Here is a 25915-nt window from a genome sequence, read left to right as displayed (position 1 = left end):
CGGTAGTCGATCTCCTTGCTCTTGTTGTCGATCTTCATCCGCATCTTGATGCGCCCGTCCTGGGGGAGGCGCTTCTCCGCGATGTCCAGTTTGGCCAGGATCTTGATGCGGGAGGCGATGGCCTCCTTGAGCTTCATGGGCGGGCGGAGGATCTCGTAGAGGACCCCGTCGATGCGGAACCGGACCCGGAAGTCCTTCTCGTAGGGCTCGATGTGGATGTCGCTGGCCCCCCGGCGGACGGCGTCCGTCATCACCACGTTGCACAGCTTGACCACGGGGGCGTCCTGGCTGGCCGCCTCGAGGTCCGCCGCGGAGATCTCGCCGTCCTCCTCCTCGACTTCGAGGTCCGCCACCTCCTCCTTCTGGATCTCGTCCATGATCGCCTTGAGCTGGATGTCGTGGGTCGAGCCGTAGTACTTGGCGATGGCCTCCCGGATGGAGGCCTCGGAGGCCACCACGGGCTCCACCTGGTAGCCCGTGATGAACCGGATGTCGTCCAGGGCGAAGACGTTGGAGGGGTCGGCCATGGCTACCGTGAGGGTGGCCCCCGTGCGCTCGATGGGGATCACGAGGTACTTCTGGGCCACGTCCGAGGGGATGTGCTTGAGGACCGACTCGTCGATCTCGAAGTGCTCGAGGTGGATGGCCGGCACCCCGTACTGCTCCGAGAGGAGCGAGGTGATGTCCTCCTCCTTGACGTGGCCGAGGCGGACGAGGTTGTACCCGAGCTTTCCCCCGTTGCTCTTCTGGAGGGCCAGGGCCTCCTGCAGCTGCTGCTGCGAGATGAGGCCCGCCTTGATCAGCATCTCACCCAACCGTTCGGCCATGCCGCTCCCCGGTCCCCCACAGGAAAACGTAGTGTACCACTTGAAGTGTAGTTTGCAACGAGTTGCAAAGTCAAGGGAATGACCCCCCGGAGGGCGGGCCGGAATCGGGAGAACCGGGAAACGGGGACTGTGGGGGGAACCCGATTCCATCCCTTAGGCCCCAGGGGTGGAACGGAGGCGCAGGGCATCGGCCGGGAGGGCCGGTGCCTGGCCGGATTTCGGAAGCGCGCCCCGCCTCAGAAGGGGGCGAAGCCGCTCTCGGACCAGAAGTCGGCGCGGATCCCGTTGTAGAGGGTCTGCAGGGCGTCGAGGTGCTGCTTCTCCCAGTCCGCCAGGAACTGGTAGAAGTCCCTCACCTCGGCCTCGCGGGCGCCTCGGGCGGCGTCCGAAAAGTAGGAGATGGCCCTCGTTTCGAGGGTCATGCCCACGGAGAGGACCCCCATTTCGAAGTCGGCGCCCCGGGCCTGCTCGCGGAACTTCTCCGAAAAGATCGAGTCCGTGAAGGCCTTCAAGTCGGGCGTCTTCCGCTCGAGGGCGAAGGCGGAGGTCCCCTTTTCCTCGTACCGCCCCATGATGCCCTTCAAGTAGGCCTTGTGCTGGACCTCGTCGTGGGCCAGTTTCTCGAAGAGTTCCTGGACGGCCGGCTTGACGGCCCTCTCCGCCGTCATGCTGTAGAAGGTGTAGCCGTCCACCTCGATCTGGTAGGCCTTTCTCAGGACCTCGCGGATCACGTCCTTCGGTTCGGTCATCTCAGGCTCCTTCCCGGCACATCCTCGTTCCCCGGGTCCCGGCGGGCCCCGTGGTCAGGGCGCGAGAGCGCCCGTCCAGGCGAAGGGCTCGGGCTTCTCGGCCGCCCGGTCCGCCGGGACGTACTCCAGGGCGTGGGTGGGACAGAAGGGAACGCACTTGGGGTCCCCGCCGCACAGGTCGCACTTCTGGACGCAATGGTAGGTCTCGTCCCAGAGCATGTTCCCGAAGGGGCAGGCGGCGACGCACATGCGGCAGGAGATGCATCGGTCCCTCGCCATGTCGATGGCGCCGGTCCGGGCGTTCCGGACGAGGGCCTCGGTAGGGCACACGGCGGCGCAGGCCGCGTCGTGGCACTGGAAGCAGACAACGGGGGTCCCCAGCTCGGGGCCCCGTTTGAAGATGTTGATTCGGGTCTTGCTCGGCCTGCCCTCGCTGCCGTGGGCGAAGGCGCAGGCCAGTTCGCACTTGCCGCAGGCGATGCACCGTTCGACCACGACCCGGTAGATCCTGTCCATGGGTGGCTCCTTTGGCCCGCGGCGTCAGGGCGCCGTGCCGGCTCCCTCGGAAAGCTTGACGAACTGGCGCGCCATGTCGGTCCGCTTGCACGCGTCGCAGAGGTCGAAGTAGGCGGACGGGACGCCCGTCCGATCCGAGAAGTGGGCGGCTTCGTCCCGGGTGATGTGGGCCCGGCCGCACCGGGCGCACCGGACCATCTCGAATTCCTTTCCCCAGATGCTTCTCCTGGAGTCCGAGGTCTCGTAGGGGATGCAGGATGTCGGGCATATCTCGGCGCAGGCGAGGCAACCGATGCAGTCGGGCGGGGCCTCGTGGAAGGGTGGGGCGATCTCCCGTCCCGCCCCCCGGTTCACGGAGGAGATGGCCGACACGCCGATGTGGTCGCAGACCCGCGTGCACAGGCCGCAGAGGATGCAGTCCGTGGGTGCGGGGTTGGGTTCGTAGGTCGTCCGCTCCAGGCCGTGTTTCGCGGCCATTTGCTGGATGAGGGGGGTGTCGGGACAGCGAGCCAGGAGCAGGTCGATGACGACCCTTCGCGTGGATCGCACGCGCTCCGTGTCCGTGAGGACGAGGAGGCCTTCCTCCGCCGGAAACATGCACGAGACCACCATCTTGCACCAGCCGTCCCACTCCGTCCGAGTGACGTCCACCAGGCACATCCGGCACCCGCCCCAGGGCTCCAGGGCCGGGTGGTCGCAGAGCGTGGGAACCTCGAAGCCCGCGCAGCGTATGGCGTCCAGGAGGCGGGTTCCCTCGGGGACCTTCACGTTCTTTCCATTGACGGTGAGCGTGATCATGAGGCGCCTCCTGTCTCCTGGACCGCGGCGAGCTCGCGCTTGGGGAAGAACCTCACGGCGTCCGTGGGGCAGACCGTGTAGCAGGCGCCGCAGGAGATGCACCGGCCCTGGTGGATGACGTGGAGGGCCTTCTTCTCCCCCGTGATGGCGTCGGCCGGACAGGCCCGCGCGCAGGAGCCGCATCCGTTGCAGGCCTCGGCGATGATCTCGTAGGCGGTGAGGTCCCGGCAGATGCCGGCCGGGCACGCCTTCCCCTCGGCGTGGGCCATGTATTCGTCGCGGAAGTACCGAAGGGTGGAAAGAACGGGATTGGGGGCGGACTTGCCCAGTTCGCACAGGCTTCCGAGCTGCATCCCCTCCGCCAGCCGCTCGATGCGCCCGATGTCCCCGGGAACGCCCCGTCCGGCCACGAGACCGTCGAAGATGGCCTTCATCTGCTTCAGGCCTTCCCGGCAGGGCACGCACTTCCCGCAGGACTCCTCCATGAGGAAGGAGAGGAAGTAGCGGGCCACGTCCACCATGCACGTCCGGTCATCCATGACGATCATGCCGCCGGAGCCCATCATGGAGCCGGCTTCGGTGAGCTTCTCGTAGTCCACGGGGTAATCGAGGTGGGATTCGGGCAGACACCCTCCCGAAGGTCCGCCCGTCTGCACCGCCTTGAAGGGCCGGTCCCCCAGAATCCCGCCGCCGATGTCGAAAATGATGTGGCGCAGGGTCGTGCCCATGGGCAGTTCGATGAGCCCCGTGTTCTTGACCTTGCCGACGAGGGAGAAGGCTTTGGTGCCCTTGGACTTGGCCGTGCCCATGGAGGCGAACCAGTCGCCCCCCTTGTGGAGGATGGCTCCCACATCGGCCCAGGTCTCCACGTTGTTGAGGACCGTCGGGCAGTCGAAGACGCCCCGGTCCGTGGCGTGGACGTATTTCTGCCTCGGCTCGCCCGTCTTGCCCTCGATGGATCGCATAAGGGCGGAGGACTCCCCGCACACGAAGGCGCCCCCCCCTCGGGAGATTTTCACGTCAAAATCGAAGCCGGTCCCGAGGATGTTCTCCCCCAGCAGCCCGCGCCGCCTGGCCTGCTCGATGGCCAGGGTGAGGTGTACGACGGCCAGCGGGTACTCGTCCCGGACGTAGATGTACCCCTCGTGGGCCCCGATGGCGAAGGCGCCAATGACCATGCCCTCGAGGACCGAATGGGGATCGCCCTCCATGATGGAGCGGTCCTTGAAGGCCCCGGGGTCCCCTTCGTCGCCGTTGCAGAGGACGAACTTCCTCTCGCCCTTCGCCTTGCGGGCGGCCTTCCACTTGCGGGCCGTCTGGAAGCCGGCGCCCCCGCGGCCCCGGAGGCCGGAGCGCTCGATCTCCTCGATGACCTTCTCCGGAGTCAGGTCGAAGAGGGCCTGGACCAGGCCGGCGTAGGCCCCGTGGGCCAGCGCGTCGTCGAGGTCTGCGGGGTCCACCTTTCCGATGTTCCGCATGGCCACCCGGGTCTGGTTCTTGTAGAAGGGAACGTCCCCGTACTTCTCGACGGCCTTCTTGGTAGCCGGGTCCTTGTAAAGGAGCTTGGACACGGCCCCCCCGCCTTCCGCGGCCTTTTCGAGGATCTCGCCCGCGTGCTCCGGCTTGACCTTCGTGTAGAGGATGCCCTCGGGCTGGATGACCACCAGCGGGCCCCTTTCGCAGAAGCCGTGACAGCCCGTCTTCTTGGTGAAGAGGCCCACGGAGGCCGGAAGGTTTCGAGCTTCCACCTCCTTCTGGAAGGCCTCCGCCACGGCCTGGCTTCCGTTGGCCAGACAGCCCGTCCCACAGCAGACGAGCACCTCGATCTTCCGCCCTTCGGCCGCCCGGCGGCACGCCGCGACGGCCTCCTCGAACCGGGCCCTGGAGTCAATGCGCATGGGTCTTGCCCTCCTGGCCCAGGAGTTTGGGCATCTTCGCCGGTTTGGCGTTCCCGTGGTACTTCTCCCCGACGATGAGGACCGGCGCCATGGCGCAGGCCCCCACGCAGTTCACGGTCTTCAGGGTGAACCCCATGTCGGGCGTCGTCTCGTCCGGGCCGATGGAGAGCAGGCGCTGGACCTCCTCCACGAGCTGGCCGGCCCCCCGGATGTGACAAGCCGTTCCCGTGCATACCTTGATGATCGTCTTTCCCTGGGGCTTGAGGGAAAAGGCCTTGTAAAAGGTGGACACGGAGAAGACCTTGGCGAGGGGGACGTCGAGGACCTCGGCCACCTTGATCAGGACGTCGCATGGGAGGTAGTTGTACGCCCGGTGCACGTCCTGGAGGACCTGGATGAGGGAGGCCTCCTCCCTCGGATACCTCTCCAGGATCTCCTCCACCGGGTGAAGGTCCTGGCAGGATGGCTGGCTCATGGCTTTCCTTCCTTCATCTTGGCACCGAGGTCGTACCCCTTTTTCAGGGCCACGAGGTTGGCCTCGACGACCTTGGGCTTGCTGGCGAAGGTGTCGCGGATGAGGGACTCGAGCTCCTCCAGGGCCACCGCGTCGGTGGCGCCGATGTAGGCGCCCAGGGCGACCATGTTGGCCCCTTTGGGGTTCTTGAGCTCGTTGGCCACGTCGTTGGCGGGGACCTTGAGGACCCGGATGTCCTGACGCGACGGCTCCCGGTTGATCAAGGACGAGTTGAGCAGGAGCAACCCTCCCGGCCGGAGCATGGGCTCGAACTTCTCAAGGGACGGCAGGTTCATGGCCAGGACGGCCCTTGGAGACTGGATGACGGGGGAGCCCACGGGGCGGTCCGAGATGACCACCGTGCAGTTGCACGTTCCCCCGCGCATTTCGGGGCCGTAAGAGGGGAGCCAGGACACCTCCTTGCCCTGGTGCATCCCGGCGTAGGCCAGCATCTTTCCGATGAGAAGGATGCCTTGACCGCCGAAGCCCGCCATGATCACGTCATTCTGCATGGCCGACCCTCCGCCTTCCCCGTCCAAGCGGGCTGGGCGCCCGGTCCTCGCCGCCGGGGGTCTTGAAGGTTCCGAGCGGGTAGTAGGGAAGCATGTTCTTTTCCAGCCAGGCCGTCGCCTCCGCGGGAGGGATCCCCCAGTTCGTCGGACACGTGGAGAGGATCTCCACGAGGGAGAAGCAGGCGTTCTCCTTCTGATACCGGAAGGCCGTCCGGAGCATCTCTTTGGCCGCGACGGCGTGAAGGGGCGTGTGGACGGAAGCCCTCGCCACGTAGGCGGGCGTTTTCAGCGTGCTGACGAGCTCGGCCACCCGAATGGGCCATCCCGCCTGGTTCACGTCGCGGCCCAGCGGACATGTGGTGGCCACCTGGCCGGGCATGGTGGTGGGCGCCATCTGTCCGCCCGTCATGCCGTAGATGGCGTTGTTCACGAAGACCACGGTGACCTTCTCGCCCCGGTTGGCGCAGTGGATGATCTCGGCCATGCCGATGGAGGCGAGGTCGCCGTCTCCCTGGTAGGAGAAGACGATGAGGTCCGGGCGGGCGCGCTTGATCCCGGTGGCCACCGCCGGCGCGCGGCCGTGGGAGGCCTCGTGGAAGTCCGTAGCGAAATAGTTGTACGCGAGCACGGAGCAGCCCACGGGGGCGATCCCCACGGTCCGCTCCCTTAGGTCCAGTTCGTCGATGACCTCCCCCACGAGCCGGTGGATGACCCCGTGGGTGCATCCGGGGCAGTAGTGGGTCGTCACGTCGGCGAGGGCTTCGGGTCGGCGGAAGACGGTTTCAGCCATGGGCCACCTCCCCGGACCGGCCGTCGGCGATGGCCCGGATCCGATCGGCCACCTCCTCGGGGGTGGCCAGCATCCCGCCCTGGCGCCCGAAGAAGTGGACGGGCCGCGTTCCCAGCAGGGCGAGCTGGACGTCCTCCACCATCTGGCCGGTGGAGAGCTCCACGACGAGCACGGCCTTGGCCTTCTGGGCGGCGCGGCGGACCTGTTCGTAGGGGAACGGGAAGAGCGTAACGGGCCGAACCATGGCGGCCTTCACGCCCTCCGCGCCCAGGTCCTCGATGGCCGTGGAGCAGACCCTCGCCACGGTCCCGTAGGCCACCACGAGGACGTCGTACTCCCCATCCGTCCCGTACTCCTTCCACCGGAGCTCGTCCCGAACCATGGCGGCGTACTTCTTCGTGAGCTTCTGGTTGTGCTTTTCGAGGACCTCCGGGTCCAGGAAGAGGGAGTTGATGATGTTGGTGGGGCGGCCGCCCTTGCACCCGGTGGCCGCCCAGTCCTTGGGCGGGATGGGCTTGCAAGGGACCCGGCCGGACCGGAACTCCACGGGCTCCATCATCTGGCCGATGAGCCCGTCCCCGAGCACCAGGACGGGGTTCCGGTAGTAGTCCGCCAGGTCGAAGGCGTCCTGAACCAGGTCCGCGGCCTCCTGCACCGACCAGGGGGCCAGCACGAGGAGCCGGTAATCGCCGTGGCCGCCCCCCTTCGTGGCCTGGAAGTAGTCCGACTGGCTCGGGAGGATGCCTCCCAGCCCGGGCCCCGCGCGCATGATGTTCACCACGACGCACGGAAGCTCGCTGCCGGCGAGGTAGGAGATGGCCTCCTGCATGAGGGAGATGCCCGGGGAGCTCGAAGAGGTGAACACCCGCTCCCCGCTCCCCGCCGCGCCGTACAGCATGTTGGAGGCCGCCACCTCGCTCTCCGCCTGCACGAAGGTACCGCCCACCTGGGGCAGGCGGTGGGACATGTACTCCGGGATCTCGTTTTGGGGCGTGATGGGGTAGCCGAAGAACAGCCGGCATCCCGCCTGGATGGCGGCTTCGCCGATGGCCTCCGAGCCCTTCATCAGTTTCTTGGCCATGGCCGCGCTCCTAATAGGCGAAGTAGTGGTACAGGGTTCCGTGGACGCGCATTTCGATGGCCACGTCGGGGCAGGTGATGCAGCAGAGGCGGCACCCGATGCAGCGCTTCTGCTCCTGCATCCTCGCGTAGAAGTAGCCCTTGGAGTTGATGTCCCGGGCCATTCCGAGGATCTTCTGGGGGCAGGCCTGCACGCAGAGTTCGCACCCCTTGCAGCGCTCGGGGTCGATCACGATCTGGGGCACGTGGGACTCCTTATCAATCTGCCTCGGGGCGGGTCTTCCCCGGCCCGGGCCCGGACCTCGTCAGCCCACCACGAAGAGCGGCCCGACGGTCCGACGGGTGCGGTCGGACTCGAAGGGCGGCTTCACGATCTTTTTCACGGGGAGAACCGGACAGCCCGGGTTCCCCCGTTCCACTTCCTCCGCCAGGTCAAGGGGCGCGGCTACCGCCCTGACCTCCAGGGAGAGGCTCCTGCCCACCTCTCGGGCCAGGCGGAGCCCGTCCAGGATCACCTCCGCCGTGGATTCACCCATGAGGTGGGTGTTGGAGAGAAGCCCCGTGGTCCGCAGCCGGGAGGCGGCCTCGATTTCCCGGGCCATGGACACGGCCGAATCCACGTCGGGGGTGAACGGCCTGCGGAAGTTGAGCACCAGAAGGAGATCCGTCTCCTCCTCCGGAACGGCGTCGCTCACGGAGGCCAGGGCCCGGACCCCCGTGTCGTCCCCCCCCGCGTCGATGAAGACCTTCCGGGTCGGGTCCTGGAGACGCGTCCGGACCTGGGGCAGGACGATGGGCAGATCGGAGGAGAAGTACTCGCCCATGGGGGCCACCAGCTCCACGTTGGCGGCGCCCAAAATGTCCCGGGCGGACCGCGACCGGAGATACGGCTTCACCACGTCCAGGTCCAGGAGGGACACGGGGAAACCGGCGCCCGCCAGCTCCAAGGCGGCGGACAGGGTGATCTCCGTCTTTCCGCTGCCGAAGTGCCCGCACAGGATCGTGACTCGGCGCGAAAAGGCGCGGGCGAAAGCTTCGCCCGCCGGACGGACCTTTAGAACCTGCCCCATTCGGGCCGCGCGCGATTCGTCCACCGTCGTGTGCCTCTCCGGCCGGAAACCGGCCTCGAAGAAGGTGTCCAATATAGTCCGCGGGGGCCCGGGGTCAAAAACCGCCCTCGGGTCCCGACCGTCAGGAAGGGCCATATGCCCCATAGACCGTCGGGCGTCGACTGCGCCGCCTACTAGCCGGGCGGGGCGGGAATCGTGAAGGAGAGGATGTACCCGCGGCCGTCCCGGACGATCGCCGCAAGGAGCCGGGTCGATCCATCGGTGCGGAAGGCGCACAGGCAGGTGGGGACGGCCTCGAGCGGGGGGGAGGTCCAAACCCTTTCCCAGATCCTTCCGTCCACCAGGTCAAAGGCTTCGATGCGGGCGGGAGGCCTCCCCGAGGAAACGAAAAGAGTCGGTCCGGCGGCGGCCAGTGCGGAGGCGCCCGATGCGGGTCCGGGGATCCGGGTCAGGTCCGAGCCGCGCACGGCCGCCGTGGTTCCCGCCGGTTCCAACAGGATGAAGTGGGTGCCGCCCGGACCTGCGGATTTCACCAGCTGAATGAAAGCCCCCAGGTCCCTTCCGGCGTAGTCGTAGAGGAGAAAGGCGCCCGCCTCGGGGTCCCAATCGGCGGAAAGAAACTGGGCCGTCCGCGGGTCCATGGGGAAGCCCTCCACGGGGCCGGCCGGCGCGAACGTCCCGCCGTCCTGCCCCTCGAACCAGCGGCTTCCGGAGGGGGCGTGTTCCAGCAGGGCGAGCCGCGGGTGTTCGCCTTCGCTCCAGAGGAGGCTGCCTGGGCCTCGCGAAGTCTCCCGGTTCCATCGCTGAAGGACCTTTCCGTCGGTGGGGTCCGTGCGGAGGAGCCCCTCCTCGCCCAGGACCCAGAGCCGGGCCGGAGGCCCCGGTTCCCAGGCGAGTGCCCGGACGGTCCCGTCGACGGTGGCGATGACCGAGCCTACCTCCAGGGGGGCCGGGGTCCGGGTCGAGACCCGAAAAACCAACGGTGGCCGGATTTCGAACCGGAAGGCGGTTGAGCCCTCTCTCCCTTTCCGTTCCACCTCGAGGGCCCCCACGGCTCCCTCCGGGGTGATGTCCGCCGACAGCCAGAGGAGGGAGGAAAACGAGGTCGGATCAAGTTGGGAAAAGGCCTGAGAAGCCTCGTCCGCGGCGACGCCCAGTTCGACGAGCGTCAGGGCTCCCGGAATCCGCTCCGCGAGAGCCGCGCCCAAGGGGCCGATGGCGGGTTCTTCCGGGTTCCAGCCGACGGCCGTCGGGCCCGGCTGGGCTCCCTTCGTGCGGCCGAGCAGTTCCCTCGCCAGGGCGGCGGCCACGGCCGGTGCGCCCCCCTCGGAACTCAGCACCGCGGGAGGCGCCTCGGGTCCAACTGCGGGCGGGGTGGACGGTGGGGGCCGGAGGCCGCTCGGGGCGCATCCGAGAAGGAGCCCGGAAAGAGCCGCCGCGACCCACGCGGAGACGCGCCTCACGGTGTCCTCCCCGGGTATTCCGAGAGGCGCCGCGCGACGTCCCGCTCGTCACCCGGCAGGAGCGTCCGGAGGTGGATCAGGACGCGGCCCTCGGAGGTCTGGGTCACCACCGGGGGGTCTCCGCCCGCGCGGAGGTGGCGTTCGAGGTCCTCCGGGTCCCCGGAGCGCGGGACCACGGCGAGGGCGGGAGACGGAAGGGCCGTCAAGGGGGCCGATCCGGCCCCGGTGCGTCCCTCCGCTTCGGCCACCTCCAGATGGAAGCGGTCAGGGCAGGACCTCGATACGCGGCGCAGGAGGGCCCTGGCCCGCCGCCGAAGGTCCCCCGCCTCCCGGTCGAGAAGGGCCAGGACCGGGATTTCCAGGCGCCGCCCCCGCCGGTAGCGGTCCACCGCCGCGGCGAGCAGGGAGTACGTCACCTTGTCCACCCGGAGGGCCCTCAGAAGAGGGTTGGCGCGGAAGGCCGAAACGTGTTGGGGGGCCACCAGCAGGATTCCCGCCTGGCAAGCACCGAGCAGCTTGTCTCCGCTGAAGCAAAGCGCATCGGGCCGGGCGGCGAGGGCCGACGTCACGGTGGGTTCGTCGGGCACCCTGGAAGCGGCCGTTGGATCCACCAGGCCCGATCCCAGGTCAAAGCCGACGGCCAGCCCCAGATCCCGGCCCAGTTCGGTGAGGGCCTCCAGGCTCACCTCTTCGGTGAAGCCGAGGATCCGGTAATTGGACGTATGGACCTTGAGAATCAGCGCACTCTGGGGGCCTGCTGCGCGGCGGTAGTCGGAGACGCGCGTTCGGTTGGTCGTGCCCACCTCCCTCAGGAGGGCCCCCGAGGCCTTCATGACCTCGGGCATGCGGAAGCCGCCCCCGATTTCCACGAGTTCGCCCCGGCTCACCAGGGTTTCGCGGCCCGAGGAAAAGGTGTTGAGCAGGAGAAGGGTCGCCGCCGCATTGTTGTTCACGACCACCACGCCGTATTCGGTCCCCAGGAGATCCTGAAAGGCCCTCTCCAGGGCCGCGTCGCGGTGGCCCCTGCGGCCCGCCCCCAGGTCCATTTCCAGGTCCACGTACCCCGCGAGAATGCCCTCGACCTCCCGAAGGAGGGGGCGGGAAAGGGGAGCCCTTCCGAGGTTGGTGTGAAGGACGACCCCCGTGGCGTTGACGACGCGGCGGAGAGGGGGGCGGAAGGCCTCGGCGAGCCGGAGACCGGCCTCCCGGATCACGTCCCCGGCGAGGGGGACTTCGCCGGATACCCTCCACCGCGCGACGCCGGCGTCGAGGGCCTGGCGAAGGGCCCGCTTGGTTTCCGCGGGACCGAACTCGCGGGCCAGGGCCAGGGCTCCCGGTTCGGCGAGGAGGCGGTCCATCCGGGGCGGACGCGCCCCGCTCATGGCGCGCCCCCCCCCTCCACGGCGGCGCAGAGCGCCTCCGAATCCCCCAGACTGGACAGAAGGGCGTCGGGCGCCAATGCCCGCAGAGCCTCGGGAGGGGTGTGGCCCGTGGCGACGGCCGCGCACCGGATCCCGGCGGCTCGCGCCGCGCGAATGTCCCTCCCGGAGTCCCCGACGATCCAGACGGAGTCCTCGGGGAATTCCTCCCCGTAATGGCGCTGACACCGATTCAGGGCCACAGGAACGAGGCCGTGACGCTCCGCGGCGTCTTCTCCGAAGGCGCCCAGGAGGCCCCCTCCTCCGTCTTGAAAATATGCCTCGAGGCCGGCGGCGCGCAGCTTCACGAGGGCCCCGTCGCGGACGTTCCCCGTGAGCAACGCCAGGCGGTGGCCGCGCTGGAGGCAGCGATCGAGTGCCGCGGGGAGGCCCTCGCAACGGCACTGTTCCGGGGGGGGGAAGGGCTGGGCCGCCAGCCGTGTCACGTAGGCTTCGAGCAGACGCTCCAGGACCGGAGGGTCGGGCTCGACGTTCAGGGAGGTGAGGGTCCTGCGTGCGATCTCGGTGTCGAGCAGTCCGTCGTAGGAGAAGGAGGGAGGGTCCACCGGGGCGGAGAATTCCCTCTCGAGCGCCGACAAGAAGGCCGTGCGGCCCAGGCCGAGGGGCCGCACCAGGGTGCCGTCCACGTCGAAGAGCAGAAGAGCCATGGAGCCTCCCGAAGACCAGTCTATCCGGCGGGCGCACGGCGGTAAATGGGTGGCCTGGCAGGGTGTCTCCGGCCGGATCCCCGGCCGAGGAGAGCGAGGGGCTACAGGGTCTCCTTACGGAACTCCTCCGCCGTCGTGAGCCCCTCCCGGATGGCCTTGAGGGCCCGCTGGCGAAGGGTGATCATCCCCGCCTTCTGGGCCTCCCGCTCGAGGGTCTTTTCGGCGGGTCCTTTGGCGAGGGCCTTTCGGAAGGCCGGCGTGGGCAGGAGCAGTTCGTACAGGGCCATCCGGCCCCGATAGCCGATGCCCGAGCAATCGGCGCATCCCTGTCCCTGGAGGCCGTGGCCCAGGTCCCTGGATTCCTCCTGGGTGAGGCCCATCATCCGGAGCGTGTTTTCGGAGTAGGTGACGGGTGCCGAGCACTGGGGGCAATTCTTTCGGAGGAGCCGCTGATTCAGAACGAGCAGGAGGTGCTGGGCCAGGTCTGCCGGTGACAGCCCCGCGGAAAGGACCTGGGCCAGGGAGCGGACGGCGCCCGCCGATTCGAGGGTCGCGACCACAAGCATCTGGCCCATGAGCTTCTGCACCTGGCCTATCATGGAAGCGGAGTCCAGGACATCGGCGAGGACGCAAACATCCGGCTGGATGCTGGCGAGGGCCTTCATGGTCGTCAGGGTGGCCTCGGCGTCCTGGGTGTCTCCCAGGGAAATCTGGGACACGTTGGGAACGGGGCAGACGCTCTGGGCTTCGATGCTGATGACCTTTCGCCCGCTTTCCGAGGCCAGGTCGTTCATCAGCGCGTAGAGAGTGGTGGTACAGCCGTGGAAGAGGGGCGCGCTCACGAGGACCAGCCCGCGCTTGGCGCTGAGGACCGCCCGGAGGGAAACCACATCGTCGGCGGGAATCCCGAGCTGCTCGTAGGTTTTCAGGAAGGTGTCGCGGTTGATGATCTTCAGGGAGATGTTCTCACCGGTGCGCGTGGGAAGGCTGTGGGCGATCACGTCGTAGCGGTGATCCCCCGACCGCATGACCACGCGCCCGGCCTGGGGCCGGTCCGTCACCGCCGTGTCCAGCCTCAGAAGCTTCTTCAGCTCCAGGGTCAGCGTTCCCTGGAGGTCCCGCCCCACGGGCTTGGCCTTGTAAAGCAGGCCGTCGATGCGGAGGTGGATGGAGACCTCCTCCTCGCGGGGTTCGACGTACAGGTCCGATGCGCCCCGCGCGATGGCCTTGCGGATCAGGTCCGTGGCCAGCCGCGGCCCCGGGGCGGACTCCTGGGCCGATCCGGAGGCGTCGCTCTCGCCGCCGCCCTGGAAAGGCAGGAGGAAAGACTCGATCTCCTCCCGGGAGGCCTGGACGGCGAGGACCTGCGAGGCCGTGGCGTTTTGGACGAATTCCACGGTCTCGCCGTCGGCGGGATTGACCATGGCGAGGGTGAGGAGATCCCTCCCGCTCAGGTGTTCCCGACTCACCGGGACCACCAGGCGTCGCAGGCATTCGGCGGCCCCGATGGAGGCCACCAGCATGGGGTCCGGCGGGGTATCGCGGAAGGAGATCTGCATCACCGACCGCTGGCTGGACAGGAAGGCGTCGAGGGTTCGCTGGGTCAGATGCCCCATCGCCACCAGGATCTCCCCGATCTTCCCGCCCTCCTGCTTCTGACGCTTGAGGGCCTGGAGGAGCTGGTCCGAGGTGATGACCCGGGCGCGGATCAAGGCCTCCCCAAGGGGCCCCCGCGCGCCGGCCAGCATCTCCCGGTCCGTCACGAGGGAGTCGGGCGCCTCGGCCCAGAAGCGCTCGTGGTACTCCTCGGGGGCGGCGCAGAAGCACTGGAGGCAAAAGGGGCAGACCTTGGTGGGCCGGTTGGGGTTGCAGGAGCACCACACGGCCGTCAGGGCATCGTAGTCCCCAAGGCAGTTCCAGCACCGGACCAGATGTTCCGCCACGCTGACCTCCCAGACCTTGGAGAAGTGTAGGTCAAGCGGCCGCCTTTCCGCAACCGTTCGAACCGGCTCCAGACAAGAACGCGAAGGCCTGTCCGGGGGCCTCCGTGAATCCCGGGCGGGGGTTGGGTGGAATGCGATAGGGACTCGTAGGCTGAGCGGACCTCGCAGGACGGGCCCGCCACGCGAGAATGGCCCCCAGGCCCGTTCAGCCCATTTGGAGGGCCCCGATCGCCCCCGACTGGTTTCCGTGGCTCAGGCGGGAAGGTCCCTTCCTGGCGCCCAATCCCGCAACCCAAAGGCCGGTTGACCGCCTCCGAGGGCCCCGATTATACTGAAAGGCCAGGATCGAGTCGGCGGGCCGCCCGCCAGGGGGGGTTCCGGACGGGCTGCCGCCGCGTTTCGGCACGGGACCCAGAGACCGAGGAGGTGTCGCAGTGGCCACGTTCAAGAACGTCACACCGCCGGCGCAGGGCAGCCCCATCACCATGGAGGCCGGAGAACTGAAGGTTCCCGACAACCCCATCCTTCCCTTCATTGAGGGTGACGGGACCGGTCCCGACATCTGGCGCGCCTCGCAGCGCGTCCTGGACGCCGCGGTGGAGATCGCTTACGGAGGGAAGAAGAAGATCGCCTGGATGGAGGTCTACGCCGGGGAAAAGGCCTTCATGAAGTTCAACGAGTGGCTGCCCGACGACACGGTGGAAGCTTTCAAGCAGTTTCTGGTGGGCATCAAGGGGCCCCTCACCACGCCCATCGGCGGCGGCATCCGGTCCCTGAACGTGGCTCTCCGGCAGCTCCTTGACTTGTACGTCTGCCTCCGCCCCGTGAAGTACTTCAAGGGCGTCCCCAGCCCCGTGAAGCACCCCGAGAAGGTGGACATGGTGATCTTCCGGGAAAACACCGAGGACATCTACGCCGGGATCGAGTGGAAGGCCTACAGTCCCGAGGTCAAGAAGGTCATCGAATTCCTCATGAAGGAAATGGGAGTCAAGAAGATCCGATTCCCCCAGACCTCCGGCGTCGGCATCAAGCCCGTCTCGGAGGAAGGTTCCAAGCGGCTGTGCCGGGCCGCCATCCAATACGCCTTGAGGCACGGCCGCAAGAGCGTGAACCTCACCCACAAGGGCAACATCCAGAAGTTCACCGAGGGCGCCTTCAAGGACTGGGGCTATGAAGTGGCCACCAAGGAATTCCGGGACCAGACCGTGACCCAACGCGAATCCTGGATCCTCGGCAACAAGGAGCACAACCCGAACCTGAGCGACGAAGAAAACGCCCGGATGATCGAACCGGGCCTCGACATGTTCGCGCCCGACAAGAAGGCCGAGATCATCCAGGAGGTCGCGGACACCCTCAAGCTCTGGCCCACGCACGGCGACGGGAAATGGAAAAAGAAGCTCATGATCAAGGACACCATCGCCGACATCACCCTCCAGCAGGTTCTGACGCGGGCCGACGAGTTCGACGTCATCGCCACCCTGAATCTGAACGGGGATTACCTCTCGGACGCCCTCGCGGCCCAGGTGGGCGGCATCGGCATCGCGCCCGGGGGAAACATCAACTATGTGACCGGCCACGCGGTCTTCGAGGCCACCCACGGCACGGCGCCCAAGTACGCCAACCTGGACAAGGTGAACCCCGGCTCCGTCATCCTGTCCGGTGAAATGATGTTCCGCTTCATGGGCTGGAACGAAGCCGCCGATCTCCTGATCCGGGGGATCGAGGGAGCCATCGCCGCCCACACGGTCACGTACGACTTCGCACGCCTGATGAAGGCCGAGGGTCTCCAAGACGTGAAGGAACTCAAGTGTTCCGAGTTCGGCGACGCCATCATCGCCCACATGAAGAAGCAGTGATCCACCTGCGTTCATGGGGCGCGGGGATGTTTCTCCTCCTCGCGCCCCTTTCGCTCTCCGCGTTCGGGCCCGCGGCCCACCGCCGGGCCGCCGAGGCGGCGCTCCGACTCAGCCCGGCCGCCCTGCGCTCGGTTCTCCAGTCCCACCGGCAAGAACTCGACCAGGGCCTCTCGGAGGCCCTGTCGGAGCTGGCGGGCGCCTCCGAAGGGGCGCTCGTGGCGGCCCTGGAGCGCGAGGCCTCCATGCCGCGGCGCCTCGCGCAGGAGAAGGCCCCCTTCTCCCGTGTGGCGCGCCATTTCGGACGGGCCGCCGGCATCGTTCTCCTCCTGAACGATCCGGCCTCTTCGGGTGGGGACTCCCGGCTCGGGGCCGTTCGGGCGGACTACGACCGCTACGTGGACCGGAAACTGCCGCTCCTCGTGCTGTGCTTCGACGGCTGGGAGACACCCCCCATGGATGGCGATCTGCAGGCCTACTTCCGGGGGAGGCGGGCCTCGTTGGGCCGGTATCGCGAAGCGCTGCTGGCCTGTTACTATCCCGGTGGGAGGAGAGTCTCCTCCGACACTTTCGACGACCGGTCGAACGCCTTCGGGGTGGCCCAGGTGGCTCTTTCCCACGCCGCGTCGGACGCGGCCAAGGCGTGGAGGAGGATGTGGGCCGCCATGGACGGGGACCTCGCCGCCACGCCCTTCGCGGGACCGGCCGGCGAAACCGCGGCGGCGGGCGCCCCCTGATTCGGAGAGTGTTATGACGACGATCCCCATTCGACGAGCCCTCGTCTCCGTTTCCCGCAAGGACGGTCTCCAGGAGTTCTGCTCCTTCCTGGCCCGATCCGGCGTCGAAATCCTCTCCACGGGAGGAACGGCCAAGGCACTCCGCGAGGCGGGGGTCCCGGTCGTGGACGTGGCCGCTTACACCGGCTCTCCCGAGGTCATGGAGGGACGGGTCAAGACCCTCCACCCAAGGGTCCACGGCGGCATCCTGGCCCGGCGCACGCCGGAACACCTGGCCGAACTGGACCGCCTGGGGGGGAAGCCCATCGACCTCGTGGTGGTGAACCTCTACCCCTTCGAGCGGGTCGTGGCCAGCCCCGGCGCCTCCATCCCGGAGGCGGTGGAGAACATCGACATCGGCGGTCCCTCCATGGTTCGTTCGGCGGCGAAGAATTTCGAGAGCGTGGCCGTGGTGGTGGACCCCTCCGATTACCCCTCCCTGATGCGGGAAATGGAGGCCCAGGGGGGGCTGACCCTGGCCACCCGCCTTCGCCTTTCCTCCAAGGCTTTCGAGCGAACGGCGCGTTATGACGGCGCCATTTCACGGTATCTCTCGTCGGTCCGGGCGGAGGGCAAGGACCTCACGCGGAACGGGGGGACCTTTCCCGACTTCCTGCCCCTGTTCTTCCGGAAAGTGCAGGACCTTCGCTACGGGGAAAACCCCCAGCAGGAGGCGGCCTTTTTCGCCGAGGGCGACCGCTTCCTTCCGGCCCTGAGGCAGCACCAGGGGAAGGAGCTTTCCTTCAACAACCTCCTCGACCTCAACGGCGCCTGGACCCTCGCCTGCGAGCTGCCCGCCCCCGCCTGCGCCATCATCAAGCACACGAACCCGTGCGGGGTCGGGCTGGGCGCGAGCGCCTCCGCCGCCTTCGAGCGGGCCAAGGCCACGGATCCCCTCTCGGCCTTCGGCGGCATCGTGGCCTTCAACGTCCCGTGCGACGCCCTCGCGGCCCAGTCTCTCTCGGACCTCTTCCTCGAGATCGTGGCGGCGCCGTCGTACGACGCCAAGGCGCTGGAGATCCTGTCGAGAAAGAAGAACCTCCGCGTCCTCGAAATGAAGGACCAGGACCCCTTCCCAGGGTGGGACTTCAAACGCGTGGCCGGCGGCCTTCTTGTCCAGACCCAGGACCTTCCTGGGGCGGCCGAGGAGCGGCGGGTCTGCACCAAGCGGTCCCCCACGGAAGAGGAGGCCCGGGGCCTCGAGCTCATGTGGAAGGTCTGCAAGCACGTCAAGAGCAACGCCATCGTCATCGGGGACGCCGAGGGTACGGTGGGCGTTGGCGCGGGTCAAATGAGCCGCGTGGACTCGGTGAAGATCGCGCGCGACAAGGCCTACCGGGACCCCAAGGGGTGCGTCGCGGCCTCGGATGCCTTTTTCCCCTTCCCGGACGGAGTGGAGGAGCTCGCGGCGGCCGGAGTGACGGCCGTGATCCAGCCGGGAGGGAGCATCCGGGACAACGAAGTGGTCGAGGCGGCCAACCGCCTGGGCCTCGCCATGGTCTTCACGGGCACGAGGCACTTCCGCCATGGCTAGGCGGCCGCTGGTTCCCGCCCTGGTCCTCCTCCTGGCCCTGGCCTCGCAGGCGGCGGCGCCTCCGTCTGCCCCCTCCGCGGACCGTGCGAAGATCGAGGCCCTTCTGACCACCATGAACACGGTCCAGAAGGGTCTGCAGACCCTGCGCGTTTCCTTCGTCCAGACCAACCACTTCCAGATGCTCGCCAAGCCGCAGGTGCTCAAGGGGACGCTCATCCTCAGGAAGCCGGATACGGCCCTGTACGCCTACACGTACCCCAGCCGCCTCTCGTACCTCGTGAAGGACGGCGACCTCCTGATGGTGGACGAGGCCTCCAAGAAGGTGGTGGTCCAGGACATCCGCCGCCACCAGAACAAGATCATGAGGTACCTGGCGGTGGGTCAGCCCATCGACGAACTCACCCGCCACTTCCAGGTGGGCACGCTCGGAGAGGTCAACGGTTCCATGCACCTCGAGCTGGTCCCTCTGAAGGCCCGCGCCAAGCGGAAGATCTCCGCGCTTCATTTCTGGGTGGACACGAAGACGGCACTCCTCACGGCCCTGGAAATCATCGAGCCCGAAGGCGACCGGATCCGGTTCGAATTCTCGGGCTGGGTCACCAACCCCGTCCTCACGGACGCGGATTTCAAGGTGGAGATCCCCAAAGGGGCAAAGGTTCAGCGCCAGCTCCTGGACGTGGACCAGCCCTTCGGGAACTAGCCGCGCGGACCTCCGGCGGGACCTTCGGGTCCGGCGCCGGCTGGCCCCCTCTCCGCCGGGCGTCCCGAACCTCCGGCCGGCGGGGGGATGGGGGAGGAGGTGAGGCGGCCATGATGGATGGCATCCTTCGCCTGATTCGGATCATCCTCCGCTCGCTTTTCATGCTCTTTGAAGGGGTACCCGCCCTGGACGCCGTGCGGGCCTGGTTCGGGGCCGACCGGGGGAGCGTGGGAAGCGGTCTCGTCGTCCTTGTGGTCGTTCTTGGCGCCGCGGTCCTGGGGCTCGTCCTCTTTCTCTTCTTTTTGCGCTGGCTGGGCAGGAAGGGGCTCGTGGCGGGGGAGACCACTCTTTCCCCCCGAAAGAGGCCTCCGTGACCGCGGGGCGAAAATGGCGCCTGACCGCGGACGTGGGGTCCGTGGTTCTGGTCGCCACGCTCTTGGCCTGCGGAGGGGGAAGGCGCGCCAGGGGACCGGAGGCGGTTCCCCGGCGGGAACGGGTTCAGGAAGGCGTGGCTTCATGGTACGGAAAGGACTTCCACGGCCGGCCCACGGCCTCGGGCGAGACCTACGACATGAACGGGCTTTCGGCGGCCCACCGGACCCTCCCCTTGGGGACGAGGGCGCGGGTGAAAAACCTGGAGAACGGGCGGGAAGTGGAATTGAAAATCAATGACCGCGGACCTTTCGTGCGGGGCCGGATCCTGGACTGTTCCTACGGGGCCGCCAAGGCCCTCGGCTTCGCGGGACAAGGGCTCGCTCGCGTCCGGATCGAGGTCCTCGAGCGGGGACGGGGCCGGCCCCGCGGCGTCCCGCCCTCGGGGGAGATCCTGCCGGGCGCCGGTGGACCGCCCGGATCCGTGCTGGACGGCTCCTTCACGGTTCAGGTGGGGGCCTTCCTGAATCCGGACAACGCGGTCCGGCTCCGGGACCGGCTCGCGGAGAGCCATCCGGATGCCTACGTGATCCGTTTCCACGACTTCTATCGCGTGAGAGTGGGACACGTCCGCACGGAGGACGAAGCGGAGACACTCCTCGAACGGCTGGCCCGGACGGGCCTCGAGGGGTTCGTCACCCGCAACGAATGAGGGCCCCCTCGGCGGCCCGGGGGTTGGCCCCCGCCACCCCGTTCACTCCCCCGGCAGGAACGTGAGCCAGAGTGTCCGGTGCCGCGGACCGTCGAATTCGAAGAGGAACAATCCCTGCCACCGGCCCAGGAGAAGATTGCCCTGCCGCACGGGAATGAGCACCTGGCTTCCCGCCACGAGGGCCTTGATGTGGGCGTCGGCGTTTCCCTCCGCGTGGCCGTACGGGGCGTCCGGCGGCACGCGCTCCTCGAGCCACTTGAGGAGATCGCCCGCCACCGTCGGGTCGGACCTCTCGTTCACTCCCACCCCGCAGGTGGTATGCGGGCAGTACACCAGAACGGCCCCCGTGCCCCCCCATTGCCTGCAAGCCTGCTGGACGTTCCGGGTCACGTCCGCGGCCTCGCAGCGCTTCTGCGAGACGACCTGGATCTCCATCGTCTTCCTTCCTCCACCGAGAAGCATAGTGCCGGCGTGGCCGCCGGGCAAGGCGGGCCTCGTTGTGCGGGGCTCGGGCTGGATGGTAGCCTGAGGATGAAGGAGGTGCGCCCTTGGTGGAGTCCCCCGCCGACGTCGCATGGTGCGCCGCCGATCCGCACTTCGCTGCCGACGACCCGGCCATTCCCTTGTTCCTCCGATGGGTGGAGGCCTATATCGAGTCGGGGGCCGAGAACCTCGTCCTGCTGGGGGACCTCTTCCAGGTCTGGGTGGGGGACGGGCGAAGCCTTTCCGACAGCCAAAGGGCGGTCCTCGACGCGGCCTCCCGCGCCGCGAGGGAGGGCCGCGGGGTCGTGTACCTGGCGGGCAACCGGGACTACTTCGTGGAGGACGAGGCCTCCCGGAGGGGGATTCTGGCGTTGGAGCGCTGGGACGTGTCGGCCGGTTCCGTCCGGCTTCGGTTCGAACACGGCGACCTCATCAACACTTCCGACCGCCCCTACCTCGGGTGGAGGGAGTTTTCCCGGTCGGGCGCCGTGCGGGCCCTCGTGCGCGCCCTGCCGGCCCGCTGGAGCGGGGCCCTCGCTCGGGTCCTGGAAAGGAAGTTCTCGGGCACCAACCTCCCCTACAAGGCCTACCGGCCGGGCAGAGAACTGCGGATCTGGGCGAAAGGTCTTGCCGGAGAGGGGATCGACGGCGCGATCCTCGGCCACTTCCACCGCGATGCCGAGGAGGAGGTGGCGGGGGTGCGCGTGCGCTTTGTCCCGCAATTCAGGGAGGAGGGCTGGCACCTTCGCGTGGACGGAAGGGGCGCCCTCCGGTTACTCCCCTTCGGCTGAGGTCTCGCCACGCGCCCCGAGGTGGCGGAGGATCCCCTCGGCGTTGGGAACGCTCGCCCGGATCCACCGGTCTCTCAGGGCGGAGGCCGTCTCCTCCGGGAGGGGGACCCGAAGGGCTTGCTGGCCCGACAGGGACCACAAGAAAATCCCCGCGGCCACGGATACGTTGAGGCTTCGAACGAATCCCCTCAACGGCAGGGTGAGTCTTACGTCCGCGTTGGATTCCCAAAAGGGCGCGGCTCCCTCGCGCTCGTTGCCCAGGACGAGGGCCACGGGACCGGGAGGATCGAAGGTTTCGGGAGGAACGCCGCCTCCTTCCGGGCTCGTGAGCGCCAGAGTGAAGCCGCGCGCGCGCAGGTCATTCAGGAGGAGCCCAGGATCGGGCCACCGCCGGAGAGTGAGCCACCGCTCGGCCCCGAGGGCCACCTGGGGGTTCGTCGAGTCGGGCCATGACTCGGAGAGGTGGACCTCCTGGAGCCCGAAGGCCTCGGCGGTCCTCAAGATGGCCGAGAGATTGTGGGGATCGTAGAGGCGGTCGAGGACCAGCGCGATCCCCAATGTCCGGCTTCCCAAGACCTGCTCGATGCGCTCCAGGCGGGCCTCGGTGGCGAAGGGCGCCAGCCGTTCCCACGCCCCGGAGGCGCCAGCGCGCGGTCTGGAGACTCGACCTCTGGCCATCTCAGAGGTCGGGTTCGGTCTCCACCGTGAGGTAGAAGACCTGGGCCGTGGAAAGCTGGCTGTTCACGTAATCGAAGGCCACGAAGAAGGACTCGGTCTCCGAGGGCTTGGTCGATCCGAGCTTGCTTCCCGTGGTCCCGCATCCCACGAGGTTCCCGCTGGCGTCGAAGAGGGCCAGGGCGATGTGGACCCGGAGCCTCTGGGACCCGTAGTTCTTGACGTTGATGGTGGCCATGTTGCGTCCCTTGACGTTGAGTTTTCGCGGGCCCACGTAAGAGGGGAACTGGAAGATCACGTCCTGGACCTCCAGGTCGCCCGCCTTGGCGTCCAGACGGATCCACCTCTCCTGGGCGAAGTCGTACCGCTTGCAGGCGAACTCGGAACGGAAGGGCAGGGCGAGGAGGAGGAAGGCCAGCGCGATCCAGGTCTCACGTCGTCTCATGGGGGACTCCTTCGTCAAAGGTCTCTTCCCATCGCGAGAGGAGCCGATCCCAGTGGGACCGCTCCGGGGTGAGGGCCAGGGAAACGAGAATCTGCCAGACGCACAGGAGGACGGGCTTCCAGGGGGGATGGGCCCCGAGCGCGGCGGCGGTCACCGCCGCCAGCCCGAGACTCTCGGCGGAGCCGAGCAGGAAGAGGAGGGTGAGGAAAATGTGGTGGACCATGGAGCCGAGGTCGGAGAGGCCCCGCGAACGGAGGGTTCGGGGCCGGAAAGCCATCCATCTTCCCAGCAGGACGGCCCCCGCCGCGAAGGCGCCGTAGGCGAGCGCCGCGTCCGCCAGCCAGGGGACCCGCGCCGGCGAGCGGGAGGAGAGGGCCGCGGCGGCCGCGCCGTAGAGGACGGCGGAGGCCACGGCGATCCAGAAGGCCCAGCGGTAGGCCCGCATCCTGCGGAAGAGATCGAGAAGCTCAGTTTCCTTCATGGGGCGCACGGCGGAGCTCCTCCTTCTCGAAATCGTACAGGGAGCGGTCCATGAGGAATCGAGCCTCCACCCGGCCGAGCGCGGAAAGGACGGAACGCCGGACCTGGGGGTACCGCTCGGCGACGTCCCGCACGAGGGCCTTCATGCGGGCTCGCTCCTGGTCTTGCGTTCCGCACAGCCAGCACCCGCAGTCAATGAGCGGGAACCCGGATTCGGCCGCGTAGTCGGCCAGCATGGATTCGGTGACGTAGAGGAGCGGGCGAATCACCGTGATCCGGCCGTTTTCCGCCAGGAGCTTCGGCGGCATGGACCGGATGGACCCCTCGAAAAAGAGGTTCATGAGCAGGGTCTCGGCGGCATCGTCCAGGTGGTGCCCGAGGGCCAGCTTGTTGCACCCGAGCGCCGCGGCGGCTCCGTAGAGGGCCCCCCGCCTCAGGCGCGCGCACAGGGAGCAGTAGGGAGAGCCCGGACGACGCTTCTCCTCGACGATTCGGGTGATGTCGGTGCGCTCCAGGTGGAACGGGATCGCCTCCCTCCTCAGGTAGTCCTCGAGGAGTCCGGACTGGAAGAACTCGCTGCCGTTGTGGACCGTGACCGCCGTGATTTCGAACCGGATGGGCGAGCGCCTCTTTAGAAGATGGAGGAGTCGGAGGAGGCCGAAGGAGTCCTTCCCGCCCGAGAGGGCCACCGCCAGGTGATCCCCCTCCCGGATCAGACCGAAGTCCGCCACCGCCTTTCCCACCCGGTGGAGGAGGATGCGTTCGAGTTTGACTCCGGTGGCCGGGATCCCTGCCATGGGCCCACTGTACCACGGCCCCATGTCCTGCAGGGTGCCTAGGAAGGGGGGACCCGGGAAGGGTCACCGGAGCGCCCCCTCCGGGGCCGGAACCCGGAGGGGTCGAGCCCCAACTCGGAGAGACGCTCGTAGAGCCGTGACCGGCTCAGATGCAGAAGGCGCGCCGCGGCCGCCACGTTCCCGCGGGCCTTCTCCAGGGCCTCGGAGATGGCCCGGGACTCGGCGTCCTGGCGCACCCCCTCCAGGGACCCGGGAGGCGAGCCGGTCCTCCCCTGCCGGACCTCGGGAGGCAGGTGGCCGGGTTCGGGGAGGCCCGGGCCCGAGAGAAGGGCGGCCCTCTCCACGGCCCACCGGAGCTCCCGCACGTTTCCCGGCCAGGAGTACTCCTTCAGGGCCTTCAGAAAGGACCCGGGGAGCGGGGATGCCGGCCAGCCCTGGCGCAGGCGCGCCTCGTCGAGGAAATGCTGGGCGAGGAGGGGCAAGTCCTCCGGCCGCTCCCTCAAAGGGGGCACGCGGAGCAGGAGCCCGGCGATCCGGTAGAGGAGGTCCTCCCGAAAGGCCCCGTCCCTGGAACGGTTTCGGAGGTCCCGGTGGGTGGCGGCCAGAACCCGGACACGGACGGCCACCGGCCGGTCGGCCCCCACCGGCTCCACGGATCCGTCCTCGAGGGACCTCAGAAGCTTGGCCTGGAGGGGGAGAGGCAGATCTCCCACCTCGTCCAGGAAGAGGATGCCCCCGTCGGCGGCCTGGAATTTCCCCTTCCGCGGGGCCTCGGCTCCTGTGAAGGCGCCCTTGACGTGGCCGAAGAGCTCGGACTCGGCGAGGCTCTCGGGGAGAGCGGCGCAGTTGAGGGCGACGAAGGGGCCCATGGCCTGAGGGCTCCGGGCGTGGATCCACCGGGCGAGGACTTCCTTGCCCGATCCCGTCTCGCCCTGAATCAGCAGGGGGGCGGGAGAGGCGGCCAGTTTTCGGGCTTCCTGAAGGACGGCCTCCATGGCGGGGGAGGCCGTCAAGAAGGCGCCCGCCTCCGACTCGGAGGCCATCCGCCGAAGCGCCGACTGGTGGGAGGCGTTCCGCACCGTGATGAGGAGGCGGTCCCGGTCGAGGGGCTTCTGGAGGAAGTCGAAGGCGCCGGATCGGACGGCGGCCACCGCGGCGGGAATGGTGCCGTGGCCGGAGATCATCACGACGGACGTGGGCAGGGCCTGGTTACGGACGGCCTCCAGAACGGCCGTGCCCTCGCGATCGGGGAGACGGAGGTCCACCAGGGCCACGTCTGGAGGGGGCTCCCTTTGAAGAACGGAGAGGGCGGCCGAGGCGCTCGATGCCTCCCGGACGGCGTACCCCTGCCGCTCGAGGATTTCCCGCAAGGCGTCTCGGATTTCGGCTTCGTCGTCGACGATGAGAACGGTCGCCATGACGTCAGGGTACTCCATGGCCGCCAGCCGGGGAAGCGAGGCGGCGCGCCGTCTTGACTTCCGGGGCGTCGAAGGGTATATTCCCCTCTTTTGGAAGTGGGGGGGTGCCCCAGTTTGTGATCCAGGAGGTTCTGAACGATGGCCGACGCTAACCTGAAGGTTTCTGAAAACGTTCCCGGCAAGTGGTTCGTGGATGAGAACTGCATCGCGTGCGACTCCTGCATTTCCATCGCCCCCGATCACTTCCAGATGAACGAGGATTCGACCCACGCCTTCGTCTCCAAGCAGCCCGAGACGGCCGAGGAGGAGCAGCTCTGCGAGGACGCCAAGGCCTCCTGCCCCTCCGAGTCCATCGGAAACGACGGCGAGTAAGCCCAGGGAACCAGGATTCTCATCGGGCGGCCCGGGTGAACCCCGGGCCGCCCTTTTTCGTACGCCGGCATGGCTGTGCTAAGGTGACACCCGGCCCACAAGGAAAGAGGACCCTCGAACGGAGGCCACCATGAGAAGACTCAACGGTTGGGTGATGGGCGCGGTGCTCGCGTGCCTGGCGAGCGCTGCAGAGGGGGCTTACCCGGAACAGAAGCTGCGGTTCGGATTGCGGGTGGGGCCGGACCAGTGGGCGTCCGCCGC

29 protein-coding genes are annotated in these 25915 nt (G+C 68.0%); 8 read left to right on the top strand and 21 right to left on the bottom strand.

What is annotated here, in order from left to right:
- The 15 genes from AB1824_08420 to AB1824_08350 form a co-directional block, all read right to left on the bottom strand.
- The coding region (locus tag AB1824_08420) for an ATPase, T2SS/T4P/T4SS family (GenBank protein MEW5764990.1) at positions 1-827 on the bottom strand (827 nt) is incomplete at its 3' end.
- 236 nt (positions 828-1063) lie between these two features.
- Positions 1064-1576 (bottom strand): ferritin family protein, encoded by a 513-nt coding sequence (locus AB1824_08415; GenBank protein ID MEW5764989.1) that lies wholly within the window; start codon positions 1574-1576, stop codon positions 1064-1066.
- A gap of 54 nt (positions 1577-1630) precedes the next feature.
- Complete coding sequence (locus tag AB1824_08410) at positions 1631-2092, bottom strand: 4Fe-4S dicluster domain-containing protein (protein MEW5764988.1); 462 nt, start codon at positions 2090-2092, stop codon at positions 1631-1633.
- A 24-nt stretch (positions 2093-2116) separates the two neighbouring features.
- Positions 2117-2890, bottom strand: coding sequence for a 2Fe-2S iron-sulfur cluster-binding protein (locus AB1824_08405; protein MEW5764987.1), 774 nt, complete (start codon positions 2888-2890; stop codon positions 2117-2119).
- Positions 2887-4788, bottom strand: a complete 1902-nt coding sequence (locus AB1824_08400) for an NADH-quinone oxidoreductase subunit NuoF (protein ID MEW5764986.1) — start codon at positions 4786-4788, stop codon at positions 2887-2889. The genes AB1824_08405 and AB1824_08400 overlap by 4 nt, the downstream gene beginning before the upstream one ends.
- Positions 4778-5263 (bottom strand): NAD(P)H-dependent oxidoreductase subunit E, encoded by a 486-nt coding sequence (locus AB1824_08395; protein MEW5764985.1) that lies wholly within the window; start codon positions 5261-5263, stop codon positions 4778-4780. The genes AB1824_08400 and AB1824_08395 overlap by 11 nt, the downstream gene beginning before the upstream one ends.
- On the bottom strand, positions 5260-5814 hold the full coding sequence (locus AB1824_08390) for a 2-oxoacid:acceptor oxidoreductase family protein (protein MEW5764984.1): 555 nt from the start codon (positions 5812-5814) through the stop codon (positions 5260-5262). Before AB1824_08390 ends, AB1824_08395 begins: the two co-directional genes overlap by 4 nt.
- On the bottom strand, positions 5804-6604 hold the full coding sequence (locus AB1824_08385; protein MEW5764983.1) for a thiamine pyrophosphate-dependent enzyme: 801 nt from the start codon (positions 6602-6604) through the stop codon (positions 5804-5806). The genes AB1824_08390 and AB1824_08385 overlap by 11 nt, the downstream gene beginning before the upstream one ends.
- Positions 6597-7685: a 3-methyl-2-oxobutanoate dehydrogenase subunit VorB gene (locus AB1824_08380; GenBank protein ID MEW5764982.1), complete on the bottom strand. Its 1089-nt coding sequence runs from the start codon at positions 7683-7685 to the stop codon at positions 6597-6599. The genes AB1824_08385 and AB1824_08380 overlap by 8 nt, the downstream gene beginning before the upstream one ends.
- Before the next feature lie 10 nt (positions 7686-7695).
- Positions 7696-7929, bottom strand: coding sequence for a 4Fe-4S dicluster domain-containing protein (locus AB1824_08375; GenBank protein MEW5764981.1), 234 nt, complete (start codon positions 7927-7929; stop codon positions 7696-7698).
- Between the two features lie 60 nt (positions 7930-7989).
- On the bottom strand, positions 7990-8778 hold the full coding sequence (locus AB1824_08370; protein MEW5764980.1) for a hypothetical protein: 789 nt from the start codon (positions 8776-8778) through the stop codon (positions 7990-7992).
- Between the two features lie 149 nt (positions 8779-8927).
- The gene (locus tag AB1824_08365; GenBank protein MEW5764979.1) at positions 8928-10217 is read right to left on the bottom strand and encodes a hypothetical protein; all 1290 of its coding nucleotides are present in this window, start codon (positions 10215-10217) and stop codon (positions 8928-8930) included.
- A complete protein-coding gene (gene selA, locus AB1824_08360) occupies positions 10214-11599 on the bottom strand; it encodes an L-seryl-tRNA(Sec) selenium transferase (GenBank protein MEW5764978.1) in 1386 nt (461 codons plus the stop codon). Before selA ends, AB1824_08365 begins: the two co-directional genes overlap by 4 nt.
- Positions 11596-12303, bottom strand: coding sequence for an HAD family hydrolase (locus tag AB1824_08355; protein ID MEW5764977.1), 708 nt, complete (start codon positions 12301-12303; stop codon positions 11596-11598). The genes selA and AB1824_08355 overlap by 4 nt, the downstream gene beginning before the upstream one ends.
- A gap of 101 nt (positions 12304-12404) precedes the next feature.
- Entirely contained in the window at positions 12405-14246 is a 1842-nt protein-coding gene (locus AB1824_08350) for an ATPase, T2SS/T4P/T4SS family (GenBank protein ID MEW5764976.1), read from the bottom strand.
- A 434-nt stretch (positions 14247-14680) separates the two neighbouring features.
- On the opposite strand from AB1824_08350, the gene icd reads away from it, so the two are divergent.
- The 6 genes from icd to AB1824_08320 all read left to right on the top strand — a co-directional run bounded on the left by icd (position 14681) and on the right by AB1824_08320 (position 20193).
- Positions 14681-16102, top strand: coding sequence for an NADP-dependent isocitrate dehydrogenase (gene icd, locus AB1824_08345; GenBank protein ID MEW5764975.1), 1422 nt, complete (start codon positions 14681-14683; stop codon positions 16100-16102).
- A gap of 26 nt (positions 16103-16128) precedes the next feature.
- Positions 16129-16836 carry a hypothetical protein gene (locus AB1824_08340; GenBank protein ID MEW5764974.1) on the top strand — a complete coding sequence of 236 codons (708 nt, stop codon included), beginning with the start codon at positions 16129-16131 and terminating at the stop codon, positions 16834-16836.
- 13 nt (positions 16837-16849) lie between these two features.
- Entirely contained in the window at positions 16850-18409 is a 1560-nt protein-coding gene (gene purH, locus AB1824_08335; protein ID MEW5764973.1) for a bifunctional phosphoribosylaminoimidazolecarboxamide formyltransferase/IMP cyclohydrolase, read from the top strand.
- On the top strand, positions 18402-19109 hold the full coding sequence (locus tag AB1824_08330; protein ID MEW5764972.1) for an outer membrane lipoprotein carrier protein LolA: 708 nt from the start codon (positions 18402-18404) through the stop codon (positions 19107-19109). The genes purH and AB1824_08330 overlap by 8 nt, the downstream gene beginning before the upstream one ends.
- Before the next feature lie 110 nt (positions 19110-19219).
- Positions 19220-19483, top strand: coding sequence for a hypothetical protein (locus tag AB1824_08325; GenBank protein MEW5764971.1), 264 nt, complete (start codon positions 19220-19222; stop codon positions 19481-19483).
- A complete protein-coding gene (locus AB1824_08320) occupies positions 19480-20193 on the top strand; it encodes a septal ring lytic transglycosylase RlpA family protein (protein MEW5764970.1) in 714 nt (237 codons plus the stop codon). Before AB1824_08325 ends, AB1824_08320 begins: the two co-directional genes overlap by 4 nt.
- A gap of 42 nt (positions 20194-20235) precedes the next feature.
- Here the strand turns inward: AB1824_08320 and AB1824_08315 are convergent, their stop codons facing one another.
- The gene (locus tag AB1824_08315; GenBank protein MEW5764969.1) at positions 20236-20628 is read right to left on the bottom strand and encodes a secondary thiamine-phosphate synthase enzyme YjbQ; all 393 of its coding nucleotides are present in this window, start codon (positions 20626-20628) and stop codon (positions 20236-20238) included.
- Positions 20629-20741: 113 nt separating this feature from the next.
- On the opposite strand from AB1824_08315, the gene AB1824_08310 reads away from it, so the two are divergent.
- On the top strand, positions 20742-21467 hold the full coding sequence (locus AB1824_08310) for a hypothetical protein (GenBank protein ID MEW5764968.1): 726 nt from the start codon (positions 20742-20744) through the stop codon (positions 21465-21467).
- Here the strand turns inward: AB1824_08310 and AB1824_08305 are convergent.
- From AB1824_08305 to AB1824_08285, 5 genes are read right to left on the bottom strand one after another with little or no spacing between them, the layout of a single operon-like run.
- Positions 21450-22145: an RNA methyltransferase gene (locus AB1824_08305; protein ID MEW5764967.1), complete on the bottom strand. Its 696-nt coding sequence runs from the start codon at positions 22143-22145 to the stop codon at positions 21450-21452. The two genes, AB1824_08310 and AB1824_08305, sit on opposite strands and share 18 nt — an antisense overlap.
- A 1-nt stretch (position 22146) precedes the next feature.
- On the bottom strand, positions 22147-22587 hold the full coding sequence (locus AB1824_08300; protein MEW5764966.1) for a hypothetical protein: 441 nt from the start codon (positions 22585-22587) through the stop codon (positions 22147-22149).
- Positions 22574-23077 carry a hypothetical protein gene (locus AB1824_08295; protein ID MEW5764965.1) on the bottom strand — a complete coding sequence of 168 codons (504 nt, stop codon included), beginning with the start codon at positions 23075-23077 and terminating at the stop codon, positions 22574-22576. The genes AB1824_08300 and AB1824_08295 overlap by 14 nt, the downstream gene beginning before the upstream one ends.
- Positions 23055-23864, bottom strand: a complete 810-nt coding sequence (gene ttcA / locus AB1824_08290; protein MEW5764964.1) for a tRNA 2-thiocytidine(32) synthetase TtcA — start codon at positions 23862-23864, stop codon at positions 23055-23057. Before ttcA ends, AB1824_08295 begins: the two co-directional genes overlap by 23 nt.
- A 38-nt stretch (positions 23865-23902) precedes the next feature.
- Positions 23903-25282, bottom strand: a complete 1380-nt coding sequence (locus AB1824_08285) for a sigma-54 dependent transcriptional regulator (protein ID MEW5764963.1) — start codon at positions 25280-25282, stop codon at positions 23903-23905.
- 138 nt (positions 25283-25420) lie between these two features.
- On the opposite strand from AB1824_08285, the gene AB1824_08280 reads away from it, so the two are divergent.
- Entirely contained in the window at positions 25421-25654 is a 234-nt protein-coding gene (locus tag AB1824_08280; protein MEW5764962.1) for a ferredoxin, read from the top strand.
- The last annotated feature ends 261 nt before the right edge of the window (positions 25655-25915 follow it).

Source organism: Acidobacteriota bacterium (assembly GCA_040752915.1).
GTDB lineage: Bacteria > Acidobacteriota > UBA4820 > UBA4820 > DSQY01 > JBFLVU01.
This window is presented reverse-complemented; position numbering and strand designations above follow the sequence as displayed.

Coding starts and splice junctions, on each gene's coding strand:
- AB1824_08315 (MEW5764969.1), bottom strand. CDS start 20,628: ATGGAGATCCAGGTCGTCTCGCAGAAGCGCTGCGAGGCCGCGGACGTG.
- AB1824_08280 (MEW5764962.1), top strand. CDS start 25,421: ATGGCCGACGCTAACCTGAAGGTTTCTGAAAACGTTCCCGGCAAGTGG.
- AB1824_08305 (MEW5764967.1), bottom strand. CDS start 22,145: ATGGCCAGAGGTCGAGTCTCCAGACCGCGCGCTGGCGCCTCCGGGGCG.
- AB1824_08330 (MEW5764972.1), top strand. CDS start 18,402: ATGGCTAGGCGGCCGCTGGTTCCCGCCCTGGTCCTCCTCCTGGCCCTG.
- AB1824_08380 (MEW5764982.1), bottom strand. CDS start 7,685: ATGGCCAAGAAACTGATGAAGGGCTCGGAGGCCATCGGCGAAGCCGCC.
- AB1824_08410 (MEW5764988.1), bottom strand. CDS start 2,092: ATGGACAGGATCTACCGGGTCGTGGTCGAACGGTGCATCGCCTGCGGC.
- AB1824_08285 (MEW5764963.1), bottom strand. CDS start 25,282: ATGGCGACCGTTCTCATCGTCGACGACGAAGCCGAAATCCGAGACGCC.
- AB1824_08405 (MEW5764987.1), bottom strand. CDS start 2,890: ATGATCACGCTCACCGTCAATGGAAAGAACGTGAAGGTCCCCGAGGGA.
- purH (MEW5764973.1), top strand. CDS start 16,850: ATGACGACGATCCCCATTCGACGAGCCCTCGTCTCCGTTTCCCGCAAG.
- AB1824_08400 (MEW5764986.1), bottom strand. CDS start 4,788: ATGCGCATTGACTCCAGGGCCCGGTTCGAGGAGGCCGTCGCGGCGTGC.
- AB1824_08390 (MEW5764984.1), bottom strand. CDS start 5,814: ATGCAGAATGACGTGATCATGGCGGGCTTCGGCGGTCAAGGCATCCTT.
- AB1824_08325 (MEW5764971.1), top strand. CDS start 19,220: ATGATGGATGGCATCCTTCGCCTGATTCGGATCATCCTCCGCTCGCTT.
- AB1824_08385 (MEW5764983.1), bottom strand. CDS start 6,604: ATGGCTGAAACCGTCTTCCGCCGACCCGAAGCCCTCGCCGACGTGACG.
- AB1824_08395 (MEW5764985.1), bottom strand. CDS start 5,263: ATGAGCCAGCCATCCTGCCAGGACCTTCACCCGGTGGAGGAGATCCTG.
- AB1824_08355 (MEW5764977.1), bottom strand. CDS start 12,303: ATGGCTCTTCTGCTCTTCGACGTGGACGGCACCCTGGTGCGGCCCCTC.
- ttcA (MEW5764964.1), bottom strand. CDS start 23,864: ATGGCAGGGATCCCGGCCACCGGAGTCAAACTCGAACGCATCCTCCTC.
- AB1824_08340 (MEW5764974.1), top strand. CDS start 16,129: ATGTTTCTCCTCCTCGCGCCCCTTTCGCTCTCCGCGTTCGGGCCCGCG.
- AB1824_08300 (MEW5764966.1), bottom strand. CDS start 22,587: ATGAGACGACGTGAGACCTGGATCGCGCTGGCCTTCCTCCTCCTCGCC.
- selA (MEW5764978.1), bottom strand. CDS start 11,599: ATGAGCGGGGCGCGTCCGCCCCGGATGGACCGCCTCCTCGCCGAACCG.
- AB1824_08415 (MEW5764989.1), bottom strand. CDS start 1,576: ATGACCGAACCGAAGGACGTGATCCGCGAGGTCCTGAGAAAGGCCTAC.